Source organism: Microbacterium sp. NPDC090281 (assembly GCF_044769635.1).
Classification (GTDB): Bacteria; Actinomycetota; Actinomycetes; order Actinomycetales; family Microbacteriaceae; genus Microbacterium.
Genome location: NZ_JBIVYH010000001.1, coordinates 228,933 through 252,185, shown reverse-complemented (window position 1 = coordinate 252,185; position 23,253 = coordinate 228,933). Strand labels below are relative to the sequence as shown.

At 68.2% G+C, this 23,253-nt stretch carries 21 protein-coding genes; 5 read left to right on the top strand and 16 right to left on the bottom strand.

Features of this window, described 5'->3' with window-relative positions; translation table 11 throughout:
• Position 1: 1 nt before the first annotated feature.
• The 5 genes from ACIQTX_RS01165 to ACIQTX_RS01145 all read right to left on the bottom strand — a co-directional run bounded on the left by ACIQTX_RS01165 (position 2) and on the right by ACIQTX_RS01145 (position 6,827).
• Positions 2-763 (bottom strand): alpha/beta fold hydrolase, encoded by a 762-nt coding sequence (locus tag ACIQTX_RS01165; RefSeq protein WP_402967814.1) that lies wholly within the window; start codon positions 761-763, stop codon positions 2-4.
• A 61-nt stretch (positions 764-824) separates the two neighbouring features.
• Entirely contained in the window at positions 825-3,491 is a 2,667-nt protein-coding gene (locus tag ACIQTX_RS01160; RefSeq protein ID WP_402967811.1) for a penicillin acylase family protein, read from the bottom strand.
• Positions 3,492-3,628: 137 nt separating this feature from the next.
• Positions 3,629-5,446, bottom strand: a complete 1,818-nt coding sequence (locus ACIQTX_RS01155; protein ID WP_402967808.1) for a YhgE/Pip family protein — start codon at positions 5,444-5,446, stop codon at positions 3,629-3,631.
• The gene (locus tag ACIQTX_RS01150; RefSeq protein WP_402967805.1) at positions 5,443-6,171 is read right to left on the bottom strand and encodes a hypothetical protein; all 729 of its coding nucleotides are present in this window, start codon (positions 6,169-6,171) and stop codon (positions 5,443-5,445) included. Before ACIQTX_RS01150 ends, ACIQTX_RS01155 begins: the two co-directional genes overlap by 4 nt.
• Positions 6,168-6,827 (bottom strand): TetR/AcrR family transcriptional regulator, encoded by a 660-nt coding sequence (locus tag ACIQTX_RS01145; RefSeq protein ID WP_402967802.1) that lies wholly within the window; start codon positions 6,825-6,827, stop codon positions 6,168-6,170. The genes ACIQTX_RS01150 and ACIQTX_RS01145 overlap by 4 nt, the downstream gene beginning before the upstream one ends.
• Positions 6,828-7,061: 234 nt before the next feature.
• Here ACIQTX_RS01145 and ACIQTX_RS01140 point away from each other — a divergent pair, with 234 nt between their 5' ends.
• Positions 7,062-7,748, top strand: coding sequence for a GntR family transcriptional regulator (locus ACIQTX_RS01140; protein WP_402967799.1), 687 nt, complete (start codon positions 7,062-7,064; stop codon positions 7,746-7,748).
• Positions 7,749-7,801: 53 nt separating this feature from the next.
• On the opposite strand, the gene argG is transcribed toward ACIQTX_RS01140, so the two are convergent.
• The 3 genes from argG to ACIQTX_RS01125 form a co-directional block, all read right to left on the bottom strand.
• Positions 7,802-9,247 carry an argininosuccinate synthase gene (gene argG / locus ACIQTX_RS01135; protein ID WP_402967796.1) on the bottom strand — a complete coding sequence of 482 codons (1,446 nt, stop codon included), beginning with the start codon at positions 9,245-9,247 and terminating at the stop codon, positions 7,802-7,804.
• A gap of 63 nt (positions 9,248-9,310) precedes the next feature.
• Positions 9,311-9,727, bottom strand: coding sequence for a PIN domain-containing protein (locus ACIQTX_RS01130; protein ID WP_402967793.1), 417 nt, complete (start codon positions 9,725-9,727; stop codon positions 9,311-9,313).
• Positions 9,711-9,941, bottom strand: coding sequence for an AbrB/MazE/SpoVT family DNA-binding domain-containing protein (locus tag ACIQTX_RS01125; RefSeq protein WP_402967790.1), 231 nt, complete (start codon positions 9,939-9,941; stop codon positions 9,711-9,713). The genes ACIQTX_RS01130 and ACIQTX_RS01125 overlap by 17 nt, the downstream gene beginning before the upstream one ends.
• A gap of 94 nt (positions 9,942-10,035) precedes the next feature.
• Here ACIQTX_RS01125 and ACIQTX_RS01120 point away from each other — a divergent pair, with 94 nt between their 5' ends.
• Positions 10,036-10,530: a hypothetical protein gene (locus ACIQTX_RS01120; protein WP_402967787.1), complete on the top strand. Its 495-nt coding sequence runs from the start codon at positions 10,036-10,038 to the stop codon at positions 10,528-10,530.
• 170 nt (positions 10,531-10,700) lie between these two features.
• Positions 10,701-11,408, top strand: coding sequence for a ZIP family metal transporter (locus tag ACIQTX_RS01115; RefSeq protein ID WP_105527136.1), 708 nt, complete (start codon positions 10,701-10,703; stop codon positions 11,406-11,408).
• Between the two features lie 37 nt (positions 11,409-11,445).
• Here ACIQTX_RS01115 and ACIQTX_RS01110 read toward each other — a convergent pair whose 3' ends face one another.
• Positions 11,446-11,853 (bottom strand): pyridoxamine 5'-phosphate oxidase family protein, encoded by a 408-nt coding sequence (locus tag ACIQTX_RS01110; protein WP_402967783.1) that lies wholly within the window; start codon positions 11,851-11,853, stop codon positions 11,446-11,448.
• A gap of 203 nt (positions 11,854-12,056) precedes the next feature.
• On the opposite strand from ACIQTX_RS01110, the gene ACIQTX_RS01105 reads away from it, so the two are divergent.
• Together ACIQTX_RS01105 and ACIQTX_RS01100 are read left to right on the top strand one after the other, a co-directional pair.
• Entirely contained in the window at positions 12,057-13,028 is a 972-nt protein-coding gene (locus ACIQTX_RS01105; RefSeq protein WP_402967780.1) for an alpha/beta hydrolase, read from the top strand.
• Positions 13,029-13,097: 69 nt separating this feature from the next.
• The gene (locus ACIQTX_RS01100) at positions 13,098-14,093 is read left to right on the top strand and encodes a hypothetical protein (RefSeq protein ID WP_402967777.1); all 996 of its coding nucleotides are present in this window, start codon (positions 13,098-13,100) and stop codon (positions 14,091-14,093) included.
• Between the two features lie 16 nt (positions 14,094-14,109).
• Here the strand turns inward: ACIQTX_RS01100 and ACIQTX_RS01095 are convergent, their stop codons facing one another.
• The 7 genes from ACIQTX_RS01095 to ACIQTX_RS01065 all read right to left on the bottom strand — a co-directional run bounded on the left by ACIQTX_RS01095 (position 14,110) and on the right by ACIQTX_RS01065 (position 23,253).
• Entirely contained in the window at positions 14,110-15,216 is a 1,107-nt protein-coding gene (locus ACIQTX_RS01095; RefSeq protein ID WP_402967774.1) for a DUF4064 domain-containing protein, read from the bottom strand.
• Entirely contained in the window at positions 15,216-15,998 is a 783-nt protein-coding gene (locus tag ACIQTX_RS01090) for a hypothetical protein (protein ID WP_402967771.1), read from the bottom strand. The genes ACIQTX_RS01095 and ACIQTX_RS01090 overlap by 1 nt, the downstream gene beginning before the upstream one ends.
• 172 nt (positions 15,999-16,170) lie before the next feature.
• Positions 16,171-19,671, bottom strand: coding sequence for a PKD domain-containing protein (locus tag ACIQTX_RS01085; RefSeq protein WP_402967768.1), 3,501 nt, complete (start codon positions 19,669-19,671; stop codon positions 16,171-16,173).
• 205 nt (positions 19,672-19,876) lie between these two features.
• On the bottom strand, positions 19,877-20,914 hold the full coding sequence (locus ACIQTX_RS01080) for a VWA domain-containing protein (protein WP_402967765.1): 1,038 nt from the start codon (positions 20,912-20,914) through the stop codon (positions 19,877-19,879).
• Positions 20,911-21,897 carry a VWA domain-containing protein gene (locus tag ACIQTX_RS01075; protein ID WP_402967762.1) on the bottom strand — a complete coding sequence of 329 codons (987 nt, stop codon included), beginning with the start codon at positions 21,895-21,897 and terminating at the stop codon, positions 20,911-20,913. Before ACIQTX_RS01075 ends, ACIQTX_RS01080 begins: the two co-directional genes overlap by 4 nt.
• Positions 21,888-22,379, bottom strand: a complete 492-nt coding sequence (locus ACIQTX_RS01070) for a hypothetical protein (protein WP_402967759.1) — start codon at positions 22,377-22,379, stop codon at positions 21,888-21,890. The genes ACIQTX_RS01075 and ACIQTX_RS01070 overlap by 10 nt, the downstream gene beginning before the upstream one ends.
• On the bottom strand, positions 22,366-23,253 hold the full coding sequence (locus ACIQTX_RS01065; protein ID WP_105527128.1) for a DUF58 domain-containing protein: 888 nt from the start codon (positions 23,251-23,253) through the stop codon (positions 22,366-22,368). Before ACIQTX_RS01065 ends, ACIQTX_RS01070 begins: the two co-directional genes overlap by 14 nt.

Here is a 23,253-nt window from a genome sequence, read left to right as displayed (position 1 = left end):
CTCAGAGGCGGGCGGCGAACTCGTGGATGAGGCGGGCCGCGGGCTCGGAGTCGCTGATCAACGTGCCGTGACCGTGGTCGGGGATGACTTCCAGCTCTGCGCCGGGGATCGCGTCGAGGATCTCGCGGCACCAGCTCATCGGGGCGAGCGGGTCGCTCTCTCCACGCAGCACGAGCACGGGGCACTGGATGCGGACGAAGGCGTCTTCGGGCTCGTGCACGATGGTGGCGCGCATCTTGCGGAAGAGGTGGGGACCGCCGCGGAGGTACTCCCTGGCTCCGCGCCAGATGACCAGCGGCCGCTCGCCGACGAGGTCGGTCAGCAGGTACCGCGCCTGTGCGCCGACGTTGCGGGCCGCCTTGTTCACGGTGGGCCCGGCCAGCACGACGCCCTCGACGAGGGATGGATGCCGCGCGGCGAGCTCTGCTGCGATCTGGCTGCCCATCGAGTGCCCGATCACGATGACCGGACCCGAGTCGACGTGCTGCAGGTAGGCCGCGACGAGATCGGCATGCCGTTCCATGGTGAGGGTGCGCGTGGGCTCAGGGGCCTCGCCGAAGCCGGGCAGGTCGACCGCGATGACCCGTCCCTCGAGACGCTGCACGATGTCGAGGTAGACGCTGCGGCCCATGCCGATGCCGTGCAGCAGAAGGTACGTGTGCGGACCTTCGCCGAACGTCTCGGCGATGAGCGTCGCGCCGCCGTGCTCGAACTCGAGGAGCGTGGCGGGCGTGCCCTTGGGGGCGAGGTAGCTGGATGGCACCCCTCAAACGTATCCGAGCATCCTGGGGCGTCGCTCCGGGTGATCGGGCGCGACGCGTCGCTCAGCCGGCCGGCGTCAGCACCAGGGTGTCGACGGCTGCGGCTTTCACGGCCTGGGGCGAGTACGCCCACGGCTTCTGGATGCCGGCAGCCCAGTCGGCGGTCTGGTCGGTGTAGTGCTCGTCGTAGGCGTGGCCCGATGCCCCGGTGAGGTGGTTCCAGGTCGAGGCGTCGAAGTCGGACAGGTCGACCACCATGCGCATCGACGGCACCGTGGTGGTGGCGTACGAGACGCCGAGCTCCCACCCGGTCGCGTTCACCACGGACGCTCCTCCGCTCACGGGGAACGGCCCACGGTTGAAGAGTGCTTCGACCGGAGCGATGCCCGAGGTGCCGAGCGTGTCGCTGGTGAGGGTGATCGCGTGCAGTTCTCCCCAGTTCCAGCGCGCGACGGCGGTGCCCTGCAGGGCTGCGAGTTCGTCGTAGGCCTCTTCCGCCGACAGCGCCAGCATCTGCTCCATCCCGTCGACATCGATCTGCTCGTTCACCCAGAGCGGGTCGGACGGATTCTCGAGCAGGTCGGCGACGACCGTGAAGAGCCGACCCTGACCGTCGATCGGCAGCGGTTGCTCGCGCTCGGCGAAGATGTTCTGCACCAGGTTCGACCACAGCACGTTCGCGTAGGCAGCGGCCGAGGACGACGCCGCGTTCTGGGCGTCCCACGATCGCAGCAGCTCCACGGCTTCGTTCGGGCCGGCGCCGGATACCTCGACGTCGTCCATGGCCGCGGCCAGTTGGGTGCCGATCCACATCTCGTTGTCCATCTGGATCTCACGCATGTCGTCGGCGGTCAATGGGGCGACCGCCGCGCGCCGCTCGATCAGGTGGGCGATCCGCGCCGCGCGGTAGCCGTAGTCCCAGTCGCGGGAGAGGAAGTAGGCGTAGTCGTCGGTGACGATCGCGTTGTTGGCGGTGACGATGTATCCCGAGTTCGGGTTGTACGACACGGGCAGCTCCTCGAACGGGATGTAGCCGGTCCAGTCGTAGCTGCTGTCCCAACCCGGCTGCGGCATCCACCCGTCGCCGGCACCGCGGATCGGGAGGCGTCCTGGCGTCTGGTAGCCGATGTTGCCCTCGGTGTCGGCGTAGATCAGGTTCTGCGCCGGTACGTCGAAGAGGGATGCGGCGTAGCGGAAGTCGTCGAAGTTCTGCGCGGTCGAGAGCGCGAAGATGGCGGTCGCCGCGGTACCGGGGTCGAGGGCCGTCCATCGCAGGCTGACGGCGTACTCGGTGTCGTCTTCCGAGCCGGGAGCCGGTGTGGTCGGGGCGGCGGAATCGGCCTCGAGCGCGGGCTCCGGATCATCGGCGATCGCCGTGAAGTCGTCGGTGAGTCCGGAGATGATGGGTCCGTGCACGGTCGAGCGGATGGTCAGTTCGATGTCGTCACCACCGGCGACCTTGATCGTCTCGGCGCTCTCCTCCAGCGGCACCAGCGCGCCGTCGCGCCAGTACTGGTCTCCCTCGACCCGCTCGACGTAGAGGTCGGTGACATCGGTGGTGAGGTTCGTGAAGCCCCAGGCGACCTTCTGGTTGTGTCCGATCACGACGCCGGGGAGGCCGGAGAACGAGAAGCCGGCCACATCGAACGGGCACTCCTCGTTCACGGTCGAGCACTTCAACTGCACCTGGTACCAGACCGAGGGGAGTGATGCTCCGAGGTGCGGATCATTCGCGAGTAGGGGCATCCCGGTTTCGGTGAGGTCTCCGGAGACGACCCACGAGTTCGACCCGATGCCCTCGCCGACGTTGCCGACCAGCACGCTCGCGGCCTCGATGACGCTCGACGTCTCCTCCCACTCGATCGTGGTGCTCGCCTGCTCGACCTCGTCGTCGGTCTTCGACGACGAGAAGGATGCCGGCTCGGCATCGGAGCCGAGGGCCGGCACGGTCGAGATCTTGGGGACGATCACCGGATTCTCGTCGAACGGGTAGTCGGGGTAGAGCTTCTGGAGCAAGGCATCCGTATCCGCGGCAGCCGTGCCGTCGCCGTCCGCGCCCTCGCTCAACTCGGCGGCGAGCAGGGACCGCTCGGTCTCGTCTTCGATGTTGCCGCGGAGGTCCCAGGCCATCGCCTTGAGCCAGGCGACGGAATCCGCGGGCTCCCACGGTTCAGGTGCGTAGTCGGGGTTCTGCAGGCCGATGACCGCGTACTCGAGGGAAAGCTCTGCGCCCGAGCGTGAAGCCAGGTAGGCGTTGACCCCATCGGCGTAGGCCTCGTAGTAGCTGAGCGTCGTGTCATCCATCGCCTCGACCTCGGCTTCGGCGACCTTGCGCCAGCCGAGCGTGCGCAGGAACGCGTCGGTTCCTGCCTGCGACTCCCCGAACATCTCCGCGACGCGGCCGGCGGTGACGTGGCGGCGGAAGTCCATCTCGAAGAACCGGTCCTGCGCGTGCACGAATCCCTCGGCGTAGAACAGGTCATCGGTCGAGTCGGCGGTGATCGTCGGGATGCCGCGGTCATCGCGCTGCACCGTGACCTCGGCCGCGAGTCCGTCGAGCTCGATCGATCCCTCGGTCTGCGGGAAGGAGCGCTGGATCGTCCAGGTGACGAAGAAGGCCGCAGCCACCGCGATCACGACGATCCCGGCCAGGACGAGGAACGCGACGCGTCCGATGCGAACGCCCAGTGAGGGGCGAGAAGGTGCGGCGGACTCCTGCGAATCGGTCATCATCGTCGAGAACACTTTCGGGTAGACAGGTGGAACTCAGTCCCACCGAGCCCCAGTGCGCGTTCCAGGGTCGCGCCTTCGCATCATATCCGTCCGAGCGCTCGCCGCGAGGTGTTCCGCGACGAGCGCCCGACCGATCACCCGATCAGGCTCGGCTGCAGATCGCGCAGGGTGCGTCGATGTGTCATCCGCGTCACCCCGATCATCGCGAGCAGCAGGGCCCCCACAAGCCACGCTCCGAGGACCGCCAGATCCCAGCCGGCCCGCGCGTAATCGCCGCCGTACATCAGCTGGCGCATCGCATCGACGACGTATCCCAGAGGGAGGACGTGATGAAGTGCTGCCAGCGGAGCGGGCAGAGTCTGCCAGGGGAAGGTACCGCCGGCGGTGACCAGCTGCAGCACCATGAGCACCAGCCCGAGGAACTGCCCGACCGAGCCGAGCCAGACATTGAGCGCGAGGATGATCGCCGCGAACGTCGCCGATGCGAACACCATGACGCCGAGCGTGCCGAGCGGATGGTCGAACGTGAAGCCGAGTGTGATGGCCAGGATGCCCATGAGCCCGAGCATCTGCACAGCGCCCAGCATGGCCGGGGTCAGCCAGCCGGCGAGTGTGATGCGGACGGGGGAGTGCAGTGCCGTGATGGCGCGCCGGGAGATCGGCTTCACGATCAGGAACAGCGCGTAGATGCCGATCCACGCCGACAGGGCGGCGAAGAACGGCGCGAGGCCCGCGCCGTAGTCTTCGGCGGAGGCGACCTTGTCGCTCGACACCTTCACCGGGTCTGCGATCGTGTCGGCCTGCAGGGAGCGCAGTTCCGGTGTGGATGCCGGGATCGCTTCGACGCCGTCGGACAGCCCGTCGCGCAGCTCGGCCGTGCCGGATGCCAGGGTGGCGAGTCCGTCGCGTAGCTGAGCTGCACCGTCGTTCGCTGCCGATGCGCCCGTCGCGACGGTGCCGGCGCCACCGGCGAGCTCGGTGGCGCCCGAGGCGAGAGTTGCCGCACCGGCCGCGAGCTGGTCGACCTTGCCGACCGCGGCCTGCACCTGCGTGTTCCCCTCCTGAAGCCGTGCACCCAGCGGATCGAGCGTGGCGAGCACCTGATCGATCTCTTCGGGCGTGAGCCCCTGCTCCGTCAGAGCGTTCGTGATGTCGGTGCGCACCTGCGGCAGGGCGTTCGCGGCCTGCTGCACTGCGGAACCTGCCCGGTCGGCGACGTCGGCGAGTTGGCGGTTGCCTGCGCTCACCTGCTGGGCTCCGTTCGCGAGGGTCTGCGCCCCTGCTGCGAGTTGGGCCGTGCCGTCGGCCAGCTGTGCGGTGCCCTCGGCGAGGGTGGAGCTGCCGGACGCCGCGGTGCCTGCGCCGTCAGCGAGCTGTGTCGCGCCATCCGTCGCCGTGATCAGTTTGTCGCGCACGTCGCTCAGTCCGGTGAGCAGTCGCTCCGCGGCCTGACTGCCGACCATCTCGGCCACCGAACTGCGGATCTTCTCCACTGCCTGCGTGCCCATCGACGAGGCGAGATAGTTGTTCGCGTCGTTGGTCTCGAGGTCGATGCGCGCCTGATGCGGGTCGGTGCCTGCCGCCGAGGTGAGGGCGGACGAGAAGTCGGCCGGGATCGTCACGGTGAAGTCGACGGAGCCGTGGCGCAGCGCCTCGGAGGCTTCGTCCGCCGACATAAGCTGCCAGTCGAAGGCGTTGCCTTTGATGAGGTTCTCCGCCACGTCTTCGCCGTAGTTCACGGTCTCGCCGGTCGTGGGCGAGGGAGCGCCCTCGTCGTCGACCACGAGGGCGACGGGAACCTCGGGGAACTTCGCGTACGGATCCTGGTTCGCCCAGAGATAGAGGCCCCCGTAGAGGATCGGCACGCAGATCAGCGCGACCAGGGCGATGATGCCCATCCTGCTCGCAGTGAGTCGCCGGAGCTCGGCGGCGATCATGGCGGGAACCTTCATCGCGCGTCTCCGTTCTCGGGGGTGGTCTCAGGGGTGAGCTCGGGATCGGGCTCTGGCTCGGGCTCGGGCTCGGGCTCGGGCTCATCGAGGGTCAGCGGCTCGATCGGCCCGGAGGCGTTGATCGCGTCGAACTCGTGCATCCGCTCCAGGGCGATGGCCGCGGAACCGCCGACGATCACGAGCATCGCGTAGCCACGATCGGCGAACTCCGCGGAGATGCGCCACCAGCCGTCCGGACTCCCGCCGTGACGGTCGGGGGAGACGAGGACGATGCCTTCGACTCCGGATCGCAGCACCGCGAGCTCGCACAGGATGCGTACGCGAGCGGCGGGGTCGATGTTGCCGATCGGCACGGAGGCGAGTTCGACGAAACCCAGCTGTGTGAGCCAGCGTCGCGCATGCAGCGGCGTGGCGCCGAGGCCTGCGAACATGAGCTCTTCCCCCACGACTCCGGCGAGGGTGATGTCGGGGTGCGGGTCGCTGACGTCAGGGGCATCGACCAGGGCGACCCGGCGACGCAGCGACTTCGGATCCTCCGTGCCGTCGATGCTCACCCGGCCGGAGTCTGGGCGCATGCGACCGCTGGCGATCAGGCCGAGCACCGTCGGGCGCTGTTCTGTCTCGGCGAGAGCGAAACGCACGGACCCGGTGTGGAACTCGAGCGACGTCGACGGGAGCGCCTGAGCGTTACGGCCCTTGCTCACGTCGTGCAGTGAGATCTTCATGCGCTGGCCTCCTGGGAGGGGTCGACGTGGACGGATTCGGGAGGGACGGCGGATGCGCCGACGTCGGGGTGCGCGGCGAGCAGTTCGTCGGCTTCGCGCCACGACAGACCGGCGATGCTCAGGACGGCTCTCACGGCGAGATCGGCAGCGCCCGTGCTGGCGGCATCCGTGCGGGAGATGACCGTGCGGGCCATCTCTTCGATGAGGCGTGCGAGTGTGGGCGCGGCGAGGTCGGTGCGGAAGCTGCCGTCGTCCTGCCCGCGACGCACGAGTGCCGCCACTGTGCGGCGCAGCGGGGCGAGCGCGGTGGCCGTGTGTTCGACGTGTGCCTCGTCGAGGGCGAGCGCTGCGGCAACCTGCACATGTGCAGCCTCGTGCCAGAGGAGCGCGGCGAGACGGGCGAGCGCGAGGCGGGCGTCGTCGTCGTCGTTCGAGGCGGCGATGGCGTTGAACCGCTGGGCTCCGGCGGAGATGAGTTCGCGGATCAGGGCGTCGCGATCGTCGAAGTGTCCGTACAGCGTGCGTCGCGAGAGGCCGGCGCAGCGGGCGATGACATCGATGGATGCGTGCGGGTCTGCGGCAAGCGTCGAGCGGGCGGCGGACAGGATGCCGGCGCGGTTCTCGACGGCGTCGCGACGGGGTGCACGAGTGGTCATGCCCCCATGGTACGTATAGTGCACAGAGTTGTGCAAGATAGTCGGCGGAAATCCTGCCTTCGACACTCCGGGAGGCGGGCACAGCTTTCGGAGGGCGGCGTTGTGTTATGTTACGCGTTGCGCGCTGGCGCGTTATTGGGGGTGGCGCCGGTTCCGGAAGCGTGAGCATCCGGTTCGCGAGTGTCGACCGTATCGAGTGGTGGGGGAACCGCTGTGGTCGAAGGAGGGTGTGATTTGGCAGGCTTCGATGTCGAGCTGGAACGCAGAAAGCTGAGTGATGACGTCTATCGCAGGTTGCGAGACGCGATCGTGGATGGCGAACTGCGTCCGGGCGAACGCATTCGCGACTATGAGCTCGCAGACGAATTGGGGACGTCCAAGACACCGATCAGGCATGCACTGGCCAGACTCGCCGAACAGGGGCTCGTCGAGATGCAGCGCAACCGCTTCACGCGGGTGGCCCCGCTCGATCTCGACCGGATCAGAGACGCGATCGCACTCTTCGGAGACATCTGGATAGGTTCGATCCGGCACGCGATGCCCTTGATCGAAGCGGATGACGTCGCCTACCTCGTCGATCTGACGGAGGACATGACGGCCGCGAGCCGCGACCGCGACATCCTGGCCTTCGGGGTGGCGCTGCGAGCGATCGCCACCGGCTTCGCGCGAATCGAAGGCAACCCCATGCGAGTGGACGTGATCGAGCTCCTCGGACCGCAGATCCGTCGCTTCACCCAGCACGCGCAGGAGGCGTTCGACTGGGTCGCGAGCGAGGAGTCCACCCGCGAGATCCGAGACGCCATCAGGCAGCTGGACGCCGTTCAGGTGCGCGCAGCCGTCGTCGTCCTCTTCGACGACGTGCTTCCGAGCATCATCGACCGCACCGAGAATCCAGATCTCCGGGACGAAGCGCCCGTATAGACGCGCATCGCGCCGAGACCCGATATCGCTCCGGGCTTCGGCGCGACGAAGCGTCAGTCGGTGCCGGAGTCGAAGGCTGCGCCCTCGGATGCCGTGTCGACGGCATCTGCAAGGGTCTCGTCGGCTTCGGAGATCGAGCCGTGCACCGACTCGGTGATCTCGCTCGACTCGCCGGCGGTCACGCGGCCGACCAGCTCGCCGGTCGCACCTCCGACCAGGCCGAGGCCGGCGTACTGCTCGAGGCGCGCACGCGAGTCGGCGATGTCGAGGTTGCGCATGGTGAGCTGGCCGATGCGGTCGACCGGACCGAAGGCGGCGTCGCCGACGCGCTCCATCGACAGCTTCTCGGGGCCGTACGAGAGGTTCGGCGAGACGGTGTCGAGGATGGTCCAGTCGTCGCCGCGGCGCAGACGGATCGTGACGGTGCCCGAGATCGTGAGGCCGACCCAGCGCTGGATCGACTCGCGCAGCATGAGCGACTGCGGCTCGAGCCAGCGGCCCTCGTACATGAGGCGACCGAGGCGGCGGCCCTGCTCGTGGTACGTCGCGAGGGTGTCTTCGTTCAGGATGCCGTTGACCAGGCGCTCGTAGGCGATGAACAGCAGCGACATGGCGGGAGCCTCGTAGATGCCGCGCGACTTCGCTTCGATGATGCGGTTCTCGATCTGGTCGCTCATGCCGAGGCCGTGGCGTCCGCCGATCGTGTTCGCCTCCATGACCAGGGCGACCGGGTCGGAGTACTCGACGCCGTTGATCGCGACGGGGCGACCGGCCTCGAACGTGACGGTGACGTCTTCGGTCTCGATCGCGACGGACGGATCCCAGAACTTGACGCCCATGATCGGGTCGACGGTCTCGAGTGAGACGTTCAGGTGCTCGAGCGTCTTCGCCTCGTGCGTCGCACCCCAGATGTTGGCGTCGGTCGAGTAGGCCTTCTCGGCGGAGTCGCGGTACGGGAAGTCGCGGGCGACGAGCCAGTCGCTCATCTCCTTGCGGCCGCCGAGCTCGGTGACGAAGTCGGCGTCGAGCCACGGCTTGTAGATGCGCAGACGCGGGTTGGCGAGCAGGCCGTAGCGGTAGAACCGCTCGATGTCGTTGCCCTTGTAGGTGGAGCCGTCGCCCCAGATGTCGACGCCGTCCTCTTTCATGGCGCGCACCAGCATGGTGCCGGTGACCGCGCGGCCGAGGGGCGTCGTGTTGAAGTAGGTCTTGCCGCCGGAGCGGATGTGGAACGCACCGCAGGAGAGGGCGACGAAGCCCTCTTCGACCAGGGCGGTCTTGCAGTCGATCAGGCGCGAGGCCTCGGCGCCGTACTCCAGCGCGCGGCCGGGGATCGATGCGATGTCGTCTTCGTCGTACTGGCCGAGGTCGCCGGTGTACGTGTAGGGAACGGCGCCCTTCTCGCGCATCCACGCGACGGCGACGGAGGTGTCGAGTCCTCCGGAGAAGGCGATGCCGACGCGCTCGCCGACGGGCAGGGACTGGAGGACCTTGGACATGACTCCCAGTCTATCCGCGGGCGGCGTGTCGCCCCGTCTCGCCTCATCGCGTGCGAGGGGGCTTCAGGCGAGGAGGACTTCGACCCTCAGCGCGGCATAGGTGCCCATGGCGCGTCGATCGCACGTCAGGAGCGGGACGGCTGCGTCGCGTGCGGCCAGACCGACGAGTCCGTCGTAGACCGACGCTCCGGCGATGCCGGCGTCGGCGAAAGTCGTGATCGCGATCTTGGCCGATGCGGCGGAGAGCGGTGCGAAAGCAGGGAAGGATCGCTCGATGATCTCGCGCGCGCGATCGGGACTGACGCGCGCTGCACCGGGCATGCGCGTCAGCACTGAATAGGCCTCGATGGCCGCGTGCCCGGCGAGGCCGAGCACACGATCCTGCGTGAGTTCGAGCACACGTTCGTGCGCGGGGTTCCTGTCATGAACCAGCGCGATCGCGGCGCTCGTGTCGAGGAGGAGGTCAGCGCTGATCGGCAAGTCGCAGCTCCCGGACGTCGTCCACCGTGAGCGTCGGTCCGCCCGTGATGACGAGACGCCCGTCCTTCTCGATGAGGTTGTCCGGGGCATCGATCTCGATGCGGATGCCGTTGCCGTCGAGGATGAGATCGATAGGACCAGGGATCAATCCGACGCGCTCGCGGAGCGCAGCGGGGATGACGATTCGCCCTGCCTTGTCCATGGTTGCTTTCATGCCATGAGAATACCATTCGAATGGCGCGTCGCGAGGTGATGCGGGTGCTTCATATCGGTGGTCCTTGTTCAGGATCCGCCGCTACATTGTGGCCATGCAGAGAGCAGGGTCGCGCAGGTGGTGGTTCATCGCGGGAGGAGCGCTTCTCGCCGCGATCCTGGTCGTGCTTGTCGTCCTGGCGGTCCAAGCCTTCCGCGGGTCGACGCTCGCGCGGCAGGACATGGCGGCGCACCTGTCGTTCCCCGCGACTTATCACGGCTTCGAAGAGGCCTCGGAACTCGCCGGTTTCACACTCAACGAAGACGGCACAGCCGAGGTCTCGGCGCTGATGCTCGGCACCGAGGAACGGGAGCTCGACGACGGGCGGGTGTGCCTCGACGGCGACGTGACCCCGGTCGTCGGGAAGGCCAGCTGGCGGACGGACGATGCGGGGTGGGTCGTCATCGAGGCGGGCGAACGGCAGACGCGTCTGAGCCAGGACGATCCGATGCTCATGGGCTGGGGTTGGGGCAAGGTCTATGTCCTGACGCCCTGCACCGAGGAGTACACGGCGACGTTCGTCTCCCCGAACGCCGACTACTCCGACTGAACGACATCTTCATGGCGTAGTCGAGTGTGAGCTAGTGGTGAAACGAGGCGCGCGTGCGGGGGTGCCGATGCGCGACGTGCCAATGGACGGGTGACACGTCTCCGCTTTCGCCGATGTCGCGCAGGCAGAGTGCCGCAGTGGTGGGAGAGTAGGCCCCACGGAGGTCGGACATGGGTGGAGCAGTCCTGTGGGGTCTGGTCGCGGCGGCGCCGCTGTTCATCGGCGCGGTGCTCGCGCTGCTGCGGAAGTGGCCGCCGCGCTGGCTCGGCATCGTGCTGGGATTCGGTGCCGGCGCGCTGATGGCTTCGATCGCGTTCGAGCTCTGGGAAGAGGGGCTCGATCTCGCCGGTCCCATCCCGCTCGTGGTCGGGGTCGCGGCCGGTGCGCTCAGCTACTACATCGCCGACCGCATCCTCGATGCGCGCGCCGCGAAGACCAAGGAGCAGGCGGGCGGAGGCCAGCTCGCAGTCGGGGCTCTGCTCGACGGCATCCCTGAGCAGCTGGTGCTCGGCATCGGGCTCGCATCCGGTGAGCCGGTCAGCATCGCGCTCGTGGTCGCCATCCTGGTCTCCAACCTGCCGGAGTCGATCGGCTCGGCAGCCGACCTGCTCGAAGGCGGCATGGCAAAGTCGCGGGTGCTGCTGCTCTGGGCGGGCGTGACCGTGATCTGCGCGGTCGCCACCGTCGCGGGCTTCGGTCTCGCGAGCATCACCGGCGACGAGTTCCGCTCGGCGGCGAGCGGCTTCGCGGCGGGTGCGCTGCTGGTGATGCTGGTCGACTCGATGATCCCCGAGGCGCAGTCCAAGGCCAAGGAGTCGACGGGACTCGCGACCGTGCTGGGCTTCGCGCTCGCCGCGGGCCTCGCCCTCGCATCCTGAGCGCAGAGGAGCGACAGGCAGGTGGTCCGCCCGCGCGTCAGTCCTTGCCGCGGAGCTGATCCCGGCGGACGCTGCGGCCCGTGATGCTCTCGATGCGGAACGACAGCGGCAGGTTCCGATCCTCCCCGGCCCACGGGTGCACGCGAGCAGCCTCGCCTGCCGCTTCGTCATCGGGGACCCGCGAGAGGCTGCCGTGCATCAGCACGCTCCATGCCGTGTTGCCGAGGGGGTCGTGGTAGTCCACCTCGAACGCGACCTCCAGCGGCTCGCGGGTCAGGATTCCCAGCACGCCGTCAGGCGCGGTGCGAAGGAGCAGGTCGTGACCGGAGACCGCGAAGTTCACGGGAAGGATCTGCACCCGACCCTCGTGAACGAAGCCGACCCGGCCGATCGTGGTGGTGGTCAGCAACTCGTAGGACTGCTGCTCTTCGAGCACTCGAATCATGCGCGCATCCTTCCCTCTGGCGCCAGGCTATCCAGCGCGGCACGCGCCTTCAAGGGATAGGCCGGATGCCGAAGCGGTATACCCCGCCATCCGGCGGACTCGAACCGTCGGATCGGCCTCGGCTGGCGGGTTACTCTCGTTTGCGGCGTGCGGGAGGCTGACGGAACGCCGCTGCGATGGCGGCCGAGGACAAAGGAGTTCTGATGACTGACACGACCCTGGCGCGACCGCCCTTCGACCCCGAGCTCGAGGCCGCTCTCGCCCTCGTCGGCGACCAGCTGCCGTCGACCTTGACGCCCGAGATGATCCCGCTGCTGCGCCAGTCGCCGGTGAGCGGCGACGAGGAGATCTTCGTCGTACTCGCCGAGCGGGGTTTCGCCCGGCGTGATGTCACGATCGCCGGCCACGACCGCGACGAGATCGTCGTCTCCGTGATCGAGAAGGAGGGCCGCACGGGCACGGGCCCCGGCTTCTTCCACACCCACGGCGGCGGCATGATCATCGGCAACCGCTGGCTCGGGGTGGTCGGCTTCCTCGACTGGGCCGAGCGTTTCAACGGGGTGATCGTCACCGTCGAGTACCGGCTCGCCCCCGAGTTCCCCGACCCGTACCCCGTCGAGGATTGCTACGCGGGCCTGCTGTGGACCGCCGAGCACGCCGGCGAACTCGGCATCGACCTGTCGCGGCTGTTGATCGGCGGCGGCAGCGCCGGCGGTGGGCTGGCAGCGGGCACCGCCCTGCTCGCCCGTGACCGCAAGGGCCCCGAGCTGATCGGACAGCTGCTCATCTACCCGATGCTCGACGACCGCGACGAGTCGGTGTCGTCGCGGCAGATCGACGGGATCGGGGTCTGGGACCGTGGGTCGAACGTGACGGGTTGGACGGCCCTCCTCGGTGAGCGCACGGGAACGGACGACGTGTCGATCTACGCCGCCCCGGCACGAGCGACCGACCTGAGTGGACTGCCGCCCGCGTTCATCGACTGCGGAAGCGCCGAGGTGTTCAGAGACGAGGATGTCGCCTACGCCACGAAGCTCTGGGAAGCCGGCGTGCAGGCCGAGTTGCACGTGTGGGCAGGGGGGTTCCACGGCTTCGACATGTTCGCCCCTCACGCCGCGGTCGCGCAGGCCATGCTCGCCGCGCGCGACAACTGGGTGAACCGGCTGCTCTCCTGAATCCGTCTCACCCTACGGGGTCGCGTATCGACCCCGTAGGGTGGAATCCCCCGCGCGATGGAGCCCGACATGCAAGATCTGCTGGGGCGTCTCACCGCCCTCGACCCGGACGCCAGCGAGACGCTCAAGGTCGTCACCTACTTCGACGCTCTCGTCGCCCGCTCCGTGGGGGTCGAGAGCATGCTGCGCGGCGCGGCGGTGCTGAGCGGGGCGACCGTCGGGCAGCGCGACGGTCGACAGATCGTGCGCGTGCGGGCCGACGGCGTGCGCATCGATCCGGTCGAGCCGTCTCACTCCTGGCCCGTGCGAGCGAGCGGCCCGGATGCCATCACCTGGATCGAGCGCGATGGCGACGCGCATACCAACGACGCGATGATCCTCGAACGGCTCAGTCTCGCCCTCGGCATCATCCGCGCGCGCCGTTCGGTCGGTCCGGAGAGCGCTGTCGAACTCGCCATCAGCTCGTTTGCCGGCGTGGAGGAGAGGGCCGCAGCGCTGCCGCGGCTCCGCCTCACAGCGATGGGGCTGCGGCTTGTCGCCTCACCTCCCGATCCGGCGCCGCTGCCGCAGCATCCCTCGGCCGTGGTCGCCACCCGGCATGGCCTCACTCGGGCGACGATCCTGGATGCCGAGACGGATGCCGTGCGGGCCTGGTCCGAGAGCGCCGGACTGCGCCTGGGGCTCGGGGTCGCGGGCTCGGGTGAGCGGCTTCCCGAGTCGTGGTCGTCCGCCCTGGTCGCGGTGCGCCTGACAAGTCCTGCGGAACCCGTGGTCGATGCCGCCGACCTCGGGGCGATGCTGCTCGTCGCAGAGGCCGCCGAGTCGGGTCCCCTCCACCCGGATGCCGTTGCGCTCGCCGGCCTCGACGACCGCAGCAGGGAGCTTCTCGACGCCGTCGCCGCGGAGCAGAGCGTGCGCGCCGCGGCCCTGCGTCTCGGGCGACACCACTCGAGCGTGCAGGAGAGGTTGACCGCGCTCGTCGAGATTCTGGGGTACGACCCGCGCTCGTCCCGCGGGCATGCCCGCTACGTGCTCGCGCGGATGCTGCTGACGCTCGGGTCCTGACCGTCTCGCCCGCGGCTCACTCGAAGCCCGGATACTCCTGCAGTTTCGACTCGAACTCCGCCCGGTCTGCCTCGCTGAGCACCCCGCTCGCGATCACGGTCAGCTGCAGTCCCTCGAGCGGCTCACCCGTACGGGCGTTCTGCGCCTCTCGCGCCGCCAGGAACCCGCCGTCGGGATCGTTGGAGAGGTCGTAGATGCTCGCGTAGAAGCGGAGCGGATCAGGGAAGTTCTCGGTGTAGTACTCCCAGGTCGTCTGCGTGCGGGGGTCGTCGCTGCCGTAGAGCTTCGTGATCATCGTGGGGTCGATGCCGGACATCTTCGGATCGTTGAAGGAGTACAGATCCCATAACCCGTGCTGGACCACGACCTCGCTGATCACCGCCATGACGTCGAGTTTGCGGTCGTAGTCCTGGATGGGCTCGTTCGTCGCCCAGGAAGCCGATGTGTACTCGACCAGCATCGACTCGCCGCCGTAGCCGTTGCGTTCGGGGCGCAGATCTTGGTCGCCCACCTGCATCCAGGTGTAGCCGAACTCCTCGGTGAGTCGCGTGCGGATGTCGGCGAACATCGCCTCGGACTGCGCGCGCACCTCTTCGAGGGACTGCTGGGTGAGCGTCTGCTGGGTGTCGGTGCCCTTGATCCCCGGGTACGCCTCTGCATGCTTCTGGGCAGCGGTCTTCGTACCCTCGTAGTTGCCCGATGCCGAGGTCTGGAGGGCGCTCATACCGCCGACCGTTGCGACGTTGAACAGGATCGTCACGACGAGCGCGATCGCTCCGAGCATCCGTCCCCTGGTGGTGAACAGCGCGGCGATGACAGTCGCGACCACCAGGAGTTGCAGCGCGAGCATCGTGACGCCGTAGAGGGTGTCGGTGCCCCCGGCGACGAGTGTGCCGAGCAGGATCAGTGCGAACAGGATCGCAGCGGTGAGGGCGATCCAGCCGAGGGCGTTCGCCGTCTTCTTCACACCGTCGTCGGGTGCGAGTGTCGCGGTCGCGGTCGCAGGAGTCGGCCGGGGCCCTGTGACATCGCGTCGGGCGCCGCGGTAGCCACCGGGCGGAGGGAGGGGCGGTGCACCCTCGGTGCCGGCGAGGTAGCGTGCCCGCTGCTTCTCGTGATCCATCACCACGGCTTTTCCGTTCCCGAACCGCCGGGGTCGTCGCCCTGCTGCTGATCGCGTTCCTGCGTGCCCTGTTCGAGCTTGTCCTGGAGGCCCTTCAGCTTGTCCTCGGAGGGCTGGTCTCCTTCGCCGGGCTGCGGCTGGGGCTGCTGCTCCTGATCTTGCTGCTGCTGTTTCTGCTTCAGTCGATCTTCGGTGCTGTCTAGCGAATCCGACATGTCGCGCTGCGGATCGGAGGACTGCTGCTCGGCCTCTTCGCTGCGGCACGCCTCCGGGGTCTCGACGGTGATCGTCAGCGCCTCGCCGTAGAGCTGCGCGGCGGTCGCACCGTCGCCGTCGGTGCGCGCGGCATCGCCCATGCGTTCGACGACGAGTGCGAGGTTGATCCGCACCCCGCACACCTCCAGTCCCGTCGCGAGGTCGAGCGCCTCTTCGAGCTGGACCCGTGCTTGCGGCAGCTGCTCTGCCGCGCCGAGCGCCGTGCCGACGTTGAACGGCGCCTTGAAGGGCTCGAACCAGTTCAGGAACTCCTGTCCGCGCGCGGATGCCTCCGACCCGGCGAAGTCATCGGCCACGTAGGCGGTGATGGCCTGGTGGGCGAAGGCGTACATCGTCAGCAGCTTGCCCACGAAGAACAGGGCGGCCAGCGTGAGCGGGAGCGTCCCGATCGCGACCCATCTGCGGATGCTGCGGCGCCGACGGTTGGACCGCAGAAGCGCGGTAGCTCGTTCGGCCTGGGGGGATCCAGCGGCCGCCGTATCGGGGCGTGTCGAAGGGCCGGTCACGCCTCACCCCCTCACAGTCGTCGACCGCGCGGCTGGAGAAGAGTGGTCCTCGAAGCGGCACGACGAAGCGCTGAACATCCTATCCGCGCAACCTCTTGATGCCGCTCAGCCGACCTCGGGATGCCCGAGGCCGGCTGAATGCGCTCGTTCCCACGAGCGGTCGATGGGCGTGCTACTCGGCCGCGGTGACGCGGAAGGAGTCGAAGGACACGCTCGTGGCAGCAGTGGAGCTGCCCGAGCGGTTGCCGCTCAGGCCGACCCCGCCTGCCGGCTGCAGAGGGGTGTTGTCTGTCGCCTTGAGCTGCCAGTCGGTCGGCTCCGTCGCTCCGGTCGCCCAGATCTTCGCCTTGATCGACGCCTGCGCGCTGCCCGTCACCGTGACCTTGAGCGTGTAAGAGGTGTTCGCCGTGAAGGCGAGCCCGGACACGGTCTGGGTGGCGAGCACGGTGCCGTCGCGGTGCGCGACGAGCCAGACGCTCCCATCCGAGCGGAGCCAGGCGCGAACGAGGTACCGCCCGGCGGTGGAGTCCCGTGCGATGACGCCGATGTAAGTACCACCCGTAGCGGGGGGCTGATCGATCCGGAACGTCGTCTCGAGAGCCGGACTCGGAATCGACGGCGTGTTCAGGGTCGCGTGCCGGGTGTCACCCGCGGCCAGATTCATCTTCCCGGTTCCGTCGGCGACGGTGGCGGTTGCCGACGAGCCTCCCGCGATCTTCCAGGCGCCGCCTACGGCCGCGGTGCCCCAACCGGGACCGGAAGTGCGATCGAACTCATCGCTCGCGAGCGGTGCGGGGGCCGTCACGACGGCCTCCCGGGTGGTGGTTGCCACGCCGCCGAGGTTGTCGGTCACGGTGAGGGTGACGGTGCGCGTGCCGGCCGTCGCGTAGGCGTGGTTCGCCTTCGCGCCCTCGCTGGTCGTGCCGTCGCCCCAGTTCCAGCTGTAGTTGCTGATCGTGCCGTCGGCGTCGGCAGATGCCGAGGCATCGGTCACGATGGTCAACGCCGACGCGGAGAGTGTGAACGATGCGGTGGGCACCACGTTGGCACCTTGGATGAGAACCGGCTTCTTGATGGATCCCACGAGTCCCTGACTGTCGGTGACCGTCAGCTTGACCTCATAGGTTCCGGGCGCCGCATAAGTGTGCGCCGGAGTCTTGCCGGCCGCGGTCGAACCGTCACCGAAGTCCCATCGGTACTCCGCGATCGTCGTAGAGCCAGGGGGTACTGAGGAGCTCGCGTCGAAGGCCGCGTCGAGCCCGGTCACCGTTGCCGTATAGGCGGCGACGGGGGCTGTGGAGCCGTTTCCGACGCTGTAGTGGGTCTTGATCTGTCCCGCGGTCAGGCCATACGGGTAGACCGCGAACTCATCGACGTTGCCGAGGAGGGGAGTCGTCTTCGGTGCGTTCGCCCAGCCGGTCAGGTTGCCGTTGCCGATCTTCCAGAAGCCGTTGAAGTCCTGCGCCTTGGTCACTCCGGGGAGGTGTCCGTTGAGCTTCCCGTCGATGAAGAGCTTCATTCCGTCGGGGCTCACCGACGCGACGACATGATGCCAGCGGTTGTCGTTGTATGCCGTTGCGGTCGTGAGAACCTTCGTGCCGTCGTTGTAGACCCCGAAGTTCAGGCGGCCGTCGTCTGACATGTAGACGGTTCGGTCGAAGTTCTTCGAGAGCACGGTGGCCGAGCTCTGGAAGTCGAACAACAACCCGCCGCTGGTCGTCGAGGTCTGGAACCACAGCTCGGCTGAGAACGACGAGGGTGCTGCGGCCTTCGTGGTCGTGTCGACTCGCCCGGTCACTGTGCCGTCGAGGGCTGTCGCACCGGCTACGCCCTTCGGCACACCTGACGACTGAGGCGTCGCTCCTGAGCGGAGGATCGGACTGTTCGTTCCCGCCACATCCTGTGCGACGGTTCCCAATGGGTAGTACAACTCGGGGCCGTCAGCGAGCACGGCGTTGGAGTACGCCGGAGTGGACTCGGCCACCGTGGCAGTCGTCGTCTTGCTCGAAACCGTGTGGCCGTTGCTGTCCGTGGCCGTGAACGTGTATTGCTGCTGTGAACCTGCCGGCGCTGTCGTGTCTTCGAAGGTCACCGCTGGCAGGTTCCACCAGGTGGAGTCCATCTTCGTGGTGAACAACGGCGTGGTCGAGCCCGCGCGGCGCAGCTCGTATGTGAGCGTGAGGTCGTCACGGTCCCAGTTGGCGGGAATCGTGACCTTCACGCGGCCGGGGACGAGCGAAGTCGCGGTCGGCACCCACTTCTCGCCGGCGAGGCGGGGTCCGTCCTTCGGGCCCTCGGGAGGCGTGGTCGAGAAGCGGACGAGCCCTTCGAACTGTCCGTTGTTGACGGAGCGGAACTCGCCGCCGATGGAGATCATGTTGCCCGTACCGGTGATCGACAACCCGGCCTGGCCGAGTCCGGTCGTGGTACCGACAGCCCAGTCGGGCGTCCACACGTAGGGAGAGGGCGCGGGCGTTCCGGCCCAGTCCTTGTACTGAGGCGTCGCCGGCTGAGTTCCGAGCGTCCCGCGCGCATCGGCGGTGAAGGCCTCGGAGTAGCGGTGTGTGCGCGGGGACTGCTCCGGGTGCAGGCCCATGGTGCCGCAGGCGTGAGTGTGGCTGGTGGTGTAGACGACCTTGCCGGTGGAGTAGACGCCGTAGTGGTCACCGAGGCAGTCCGCGATCCAGCGGACCTTGCCCGTCCCGGCTTCAGCAGCGAACGTGCCTTCGAGGTTGGCGACATCGGCGTTCGCGTACGCCCAGCCTGTGCCGTAGACCCCGGTGGCGTCGGTCGCGAGGCTGAAGATTCCGGACTTTCCGGCGGAAGGGCCTGTGCTCACACCGTTCTTGACCGTGTCGGGAAGCTCCCATGCGGTGTCGACTGCGCCGCTGACCTTGTCGACGGCACCGATGCCGCGCAGCCCCGTGTCGCCGTTGATCTGGGAGAAGCGTCCGCCGATGATCGTGTCGGCTCCGGCCGGGTCCATCACCAAGGCGTCGACCTGAAGGTCGGTCTGGGGCGCCCAGGGCAGGAGCTTGCCGTCGGACGCGTTGAACGCGGTGAGGTTCTTCCGCGCGGTCCCGTTGGCCTGGGTGAACAGACCGCCCGCGTACACGCTCGATCCCGATGTGGTCAGGGCGTACACGCCTGATCCGCCGATGGAGGGGATGAAGCCGGGGACGAGCTCGCCGGTCTTCGCGTCGATCGCGGCGATGTTCCAGCGGTCTTTGCCGTTGACCTTGTTGAATGAGCCGCCGATGTAGATGCGGCTGCCGTCGGGAGAGGCGGTGACCGCCTTGATCACGCCGTTCACCTGCGGTGCGAACGGCAGGAGCGCGCCGGTGTTGATGTCGTAGGCGAGCACGTTCGACCGTGCGGTGAGGGCGGTGCCGGGCTTCGCCTTCGGCTCTCGGGCGTTGTCGAACTTGCCGACGGCGTACACGGTCGAGCCGATGGTCGTCTGGGCCCAGACGTAGCCGTTGTCGATCTGCACGGTCGGGATCGGATCCGACGTCACGACGTTGTCATCACGCTGCAACAGAGGCGGCAATGTCGGTGGTGCGTCGGCCGCCACGGCGGCTCCGCCGCCGAACGAGACGAGTCCCGCCACGACCAGCACTCCGACGATGGACCCGACTGCGCCCTTCCGGGCGCGCTTCAGTGCTCGTTTCATCCCCATGTTCTGCTTCCCCAGTCATCTGATGCCGACGCGCACGCCGACACGACATCGCAGTGTGATCCGGACCGCTGGAGCTTCCCCAAGCTCACGTTCTCAGCGATCGGCTCACGACTGCGAACCCCCGTCGCGACCAAGACAGTCCGCGACGGGTAACACAATACCATCGGGGTCGGCGGGCTTCCTGAGAGCTGGCCGCCGCCTACGTCCTGTGGATTTCTCGCGGTGCGCGCAGCCGGCGGAGCCTCGCGATCAGCATCGTGGCGCGGGTGAGCTCGACGCCGAGGATGGCGAGGGCGACGAGCGCCGCGATCCAGTACAGCTCGGTGACGTTTCCGACCTCGCCTGACCCGGCGGAGGTGGTGGTGGTCGAGGGGGCCTCCGGCAGGGTGGGCGCGGTGTCCGCCGTCCGGAGTTCGTACTCGACTCCGAGCTGACCCGCGATCGCTTCGAGGTTCGTCTCGTCGATCACCGAGAGAGCGTCGGCACCCTGGTACTGGATGTAGTCGCCACTCTCATCTGAGATGCCGCCCGTCGTGATGCGCATCGGGCCGCCTTCGGCCGTGCCGTAGCCGAACACCGCTCCGGAATCCGTGTACTTCTCGCTCGAGCTGAACGACTCCGGCGGTGTGTCGACGGTCTGCTCTCCGTCGCCGAAGTAGAAGACCATGCGCGAGCGGTCGGGCGATGACTCGGCCGCCGAGGCGAGGGTCTCCGACAGCAGAGGTGCCGCGATGCCGATCGAGCTTCCGCGCGACTGGCTGGTGACCTCGGGGCGCAGTACTTCGAGCGAACCCATCAGTGCCGTGGTGTCGGTGGTCAGCGGCATCCGCAGCTCGGCTGCCGCATCCGAGGTGATGAGCGCGAACCGTGCTCCCGGGTACTCCTCGACGAGCGCTCGCACGTCTTCGCGGATGCCGTCGAGTCGCGGTTCGCCGTCGCCCCAGTCCTCCGCCACGATGCTGGCCGTGGTGTCGACGACGAGCACGATGTCGGTGTCGGTCGCGAGCGTCTCGGTGGCGCCGCCCGGAATGCCGGGGCGCAGCAGCATCGTGCAGCAGGCGAGCACGAGCACCAGACGCATCGCCCACAACACGCGGTGACCGGTGAGCGCACGGGGGTCGGTGAGCGAGACGCCGGCAGATTTCGGAGGCCGCACCAGGATCCAGATGGCGAGGGCGGCGACGGGGGCTGTCAGCAGTGCGATCAGGAGCGGATCGAGCACGGGTTGGAAGATCACAGTCGAACCCTCCACAGCACCACGACAAAGGCGAGCAGGCACATCGAGAGCAGCACGATCCACAGGTTCGGGGTGTCGGTCCAGACCACCCGTGCTTCGCCGCGCAGCTCGGTCGCCTCCTGCTCCTGCACCTGGGCGACGATGTCGGAGACGGTCGTGGTGTCGCGCAGCCCGAAGGCGGCGCCGCCCGTCGCCTCGGCCGCGGCAGTGAGCTCTGCGCTGACGTCGGCATCCTTGCCCTGCACCGGGTTCAACGCGAAGACGCGCACGTCCTTCGAGGCGGCGTAGGCGGCTGCTTCCTCGAGCGTCACGATCGAGGCGCCGTTGACCTCGTTGTCCGTGGCGAAGATCACCGATCGCGAGCGGTCGTCGTCGGGGCGGTCGAAGCCCATCGTGCACGCCGCGAGCCCGTCGCCGATCAAGGATGCGCCGTTGCCGTTGAGCGTGCCGATCCAGTGCTCCGGCACCGCATCTCCGAAATCGAAGCTCTGGGTGATGCTCTCCAGGTGCTCGCGGATGAAGTCGTAGTCATCGGTCAGCGGGAAGATCTGCACGGGCGAGCTGTTGAAGATGGTCAGGCCGATCCGCTCGCCCTCGAAGCTGTCCAACAGTTCGTCGAAGACCGTCAGCACCTCGACGTCGACCTCGGTCATGGAGCCGGAGACATCGAGACACAGCATGATGTCGCGGCTCGTGTTGACCGGCTGGATGGTCTGCGCCGACATCGGCCGCGCGGCCACGACGCCGGCGACGATCGCGGCGGTCGCCCCCAGAGCGAGGATGCCGGAGAGCGCGAGCGCCCGACGCGCAAGCGCCCGACGGAAGGTCGGCAGCGTGCGCAGGCGCTCCGCGCGGGCGATGCGTGCGGCGTCGCCGCCACGGGCTCGCCCGTTCCGTCGGAATCCGACGACGAGGCCGATGGTCAGCGCGACCATCACGACGGCGGCCGCGGCCACCAGCATCCAGACGTTCGCTAGTGCCACGTGCGCACCACCGTCCTGGCGGCTTCGGCTCCGGCCACCGGATCGATCACCGGGCCCGGACGGAAGATGCTCGGGTAGTAGTGCCTGCCCAGCGCATCGACGAGGGCGGGATGCACGCCGCGTGCCACGAGGTCGTCGAGCGCGAGCACCGGAGCCTCCAGGCCGCTGTACTCGTTCACGAAGGTTCGCACGACCCGACTCAGCTCGAGGTTCGCCTGTCGGGCGGAGAGGCGGCGTTCGGTGTAGTCGGTCTCGATCTGCTGGATGCGTGTCAGATACTCGGTGCGCAGCTGCGAGAGCACGTCGATGACCAGGGGCGCCTGCCCGGCATTCTCGTCTGCGAAGGACACGGCGCGGCGAGGCCGGGTCAGCACGATCAGCAGCCAGGCGCCGGCGATCAGGAGAGCCAGGATGCCGAATGCGAGCAGCATCCAGCCCCAGCCGTACTGCGCCGGCGGGTAGAGCTCGTCAGAGCCGGGCATTCGACCTCCGATTCAGCAGCTGCAGTAGCTGCGTGACGGCGTCGTCCTGCCCGTCCAGCGTCGAGTGGCTGATCTCCATGCGCGTGAGGAGTTCGGCGAGATGCGCGGCATCGGCCTCGCGCTGCGCTGTCAGCTCCTGCACGATCTCGCGGTCGCCCTGCACGAAGCCCGGCACCTGCCAGCGGCTGTCCACGTCGCTGCGGATGCGTCCGGTCGCATGGTCGAGCACCGGATCCGCGTCGCGCACGGTGAGCCACAGTACGTCGTGCTGCACGCGCAGTCGGCGCAGCATCCGCTCGGTCTCGCTCGTCACGGGGGCTTCATCGGTGATCACGACCACGATCATGCGGCGGGAGATCGTGCGGGTGACGAACGACAGGAGGGCGTCGCGGTCGCTCGGAGCGCTGCTTTCGTCGATGGCCCGATCGATGGTCCGCAGGGCATGCTCGAGCGCGCCCTCGCTGCGGCCTGGCGCGAGTCGGCGCACCTTCGACGAATCGCCGTAGACCGTGGTGAAGTCGTCGCCGTGGCGCAGGGTCAGTACGCCGAGCACACCGGTCGCGAGGATCGCCAGCTGCTTCTTCGACTGCTCGTCGGCGGCGAGAGCCGACATCGAGCGGCCGGTGTCGACCACGAAAAGGACGGTGTGCATGCGCGTCGCACGCGAGCGCTTGACCAGGGGCGTGCCCAGCCGTGCGGTCGCCCGCCAGTCGATGTCGCGCACCTGATCGCCGTACTCGTACTTGCGCAGGTCTTCGAAGTCGAGGCTCCGCCCGTGCAGCAGCGACGCGTAGGCGCCGTCGAGCGCGTGCAGCGACTTGCGCGTCGAGTGGATGAAGAGCTTGCTCTTCACCTGCGTGATCAGGCTGGCCAT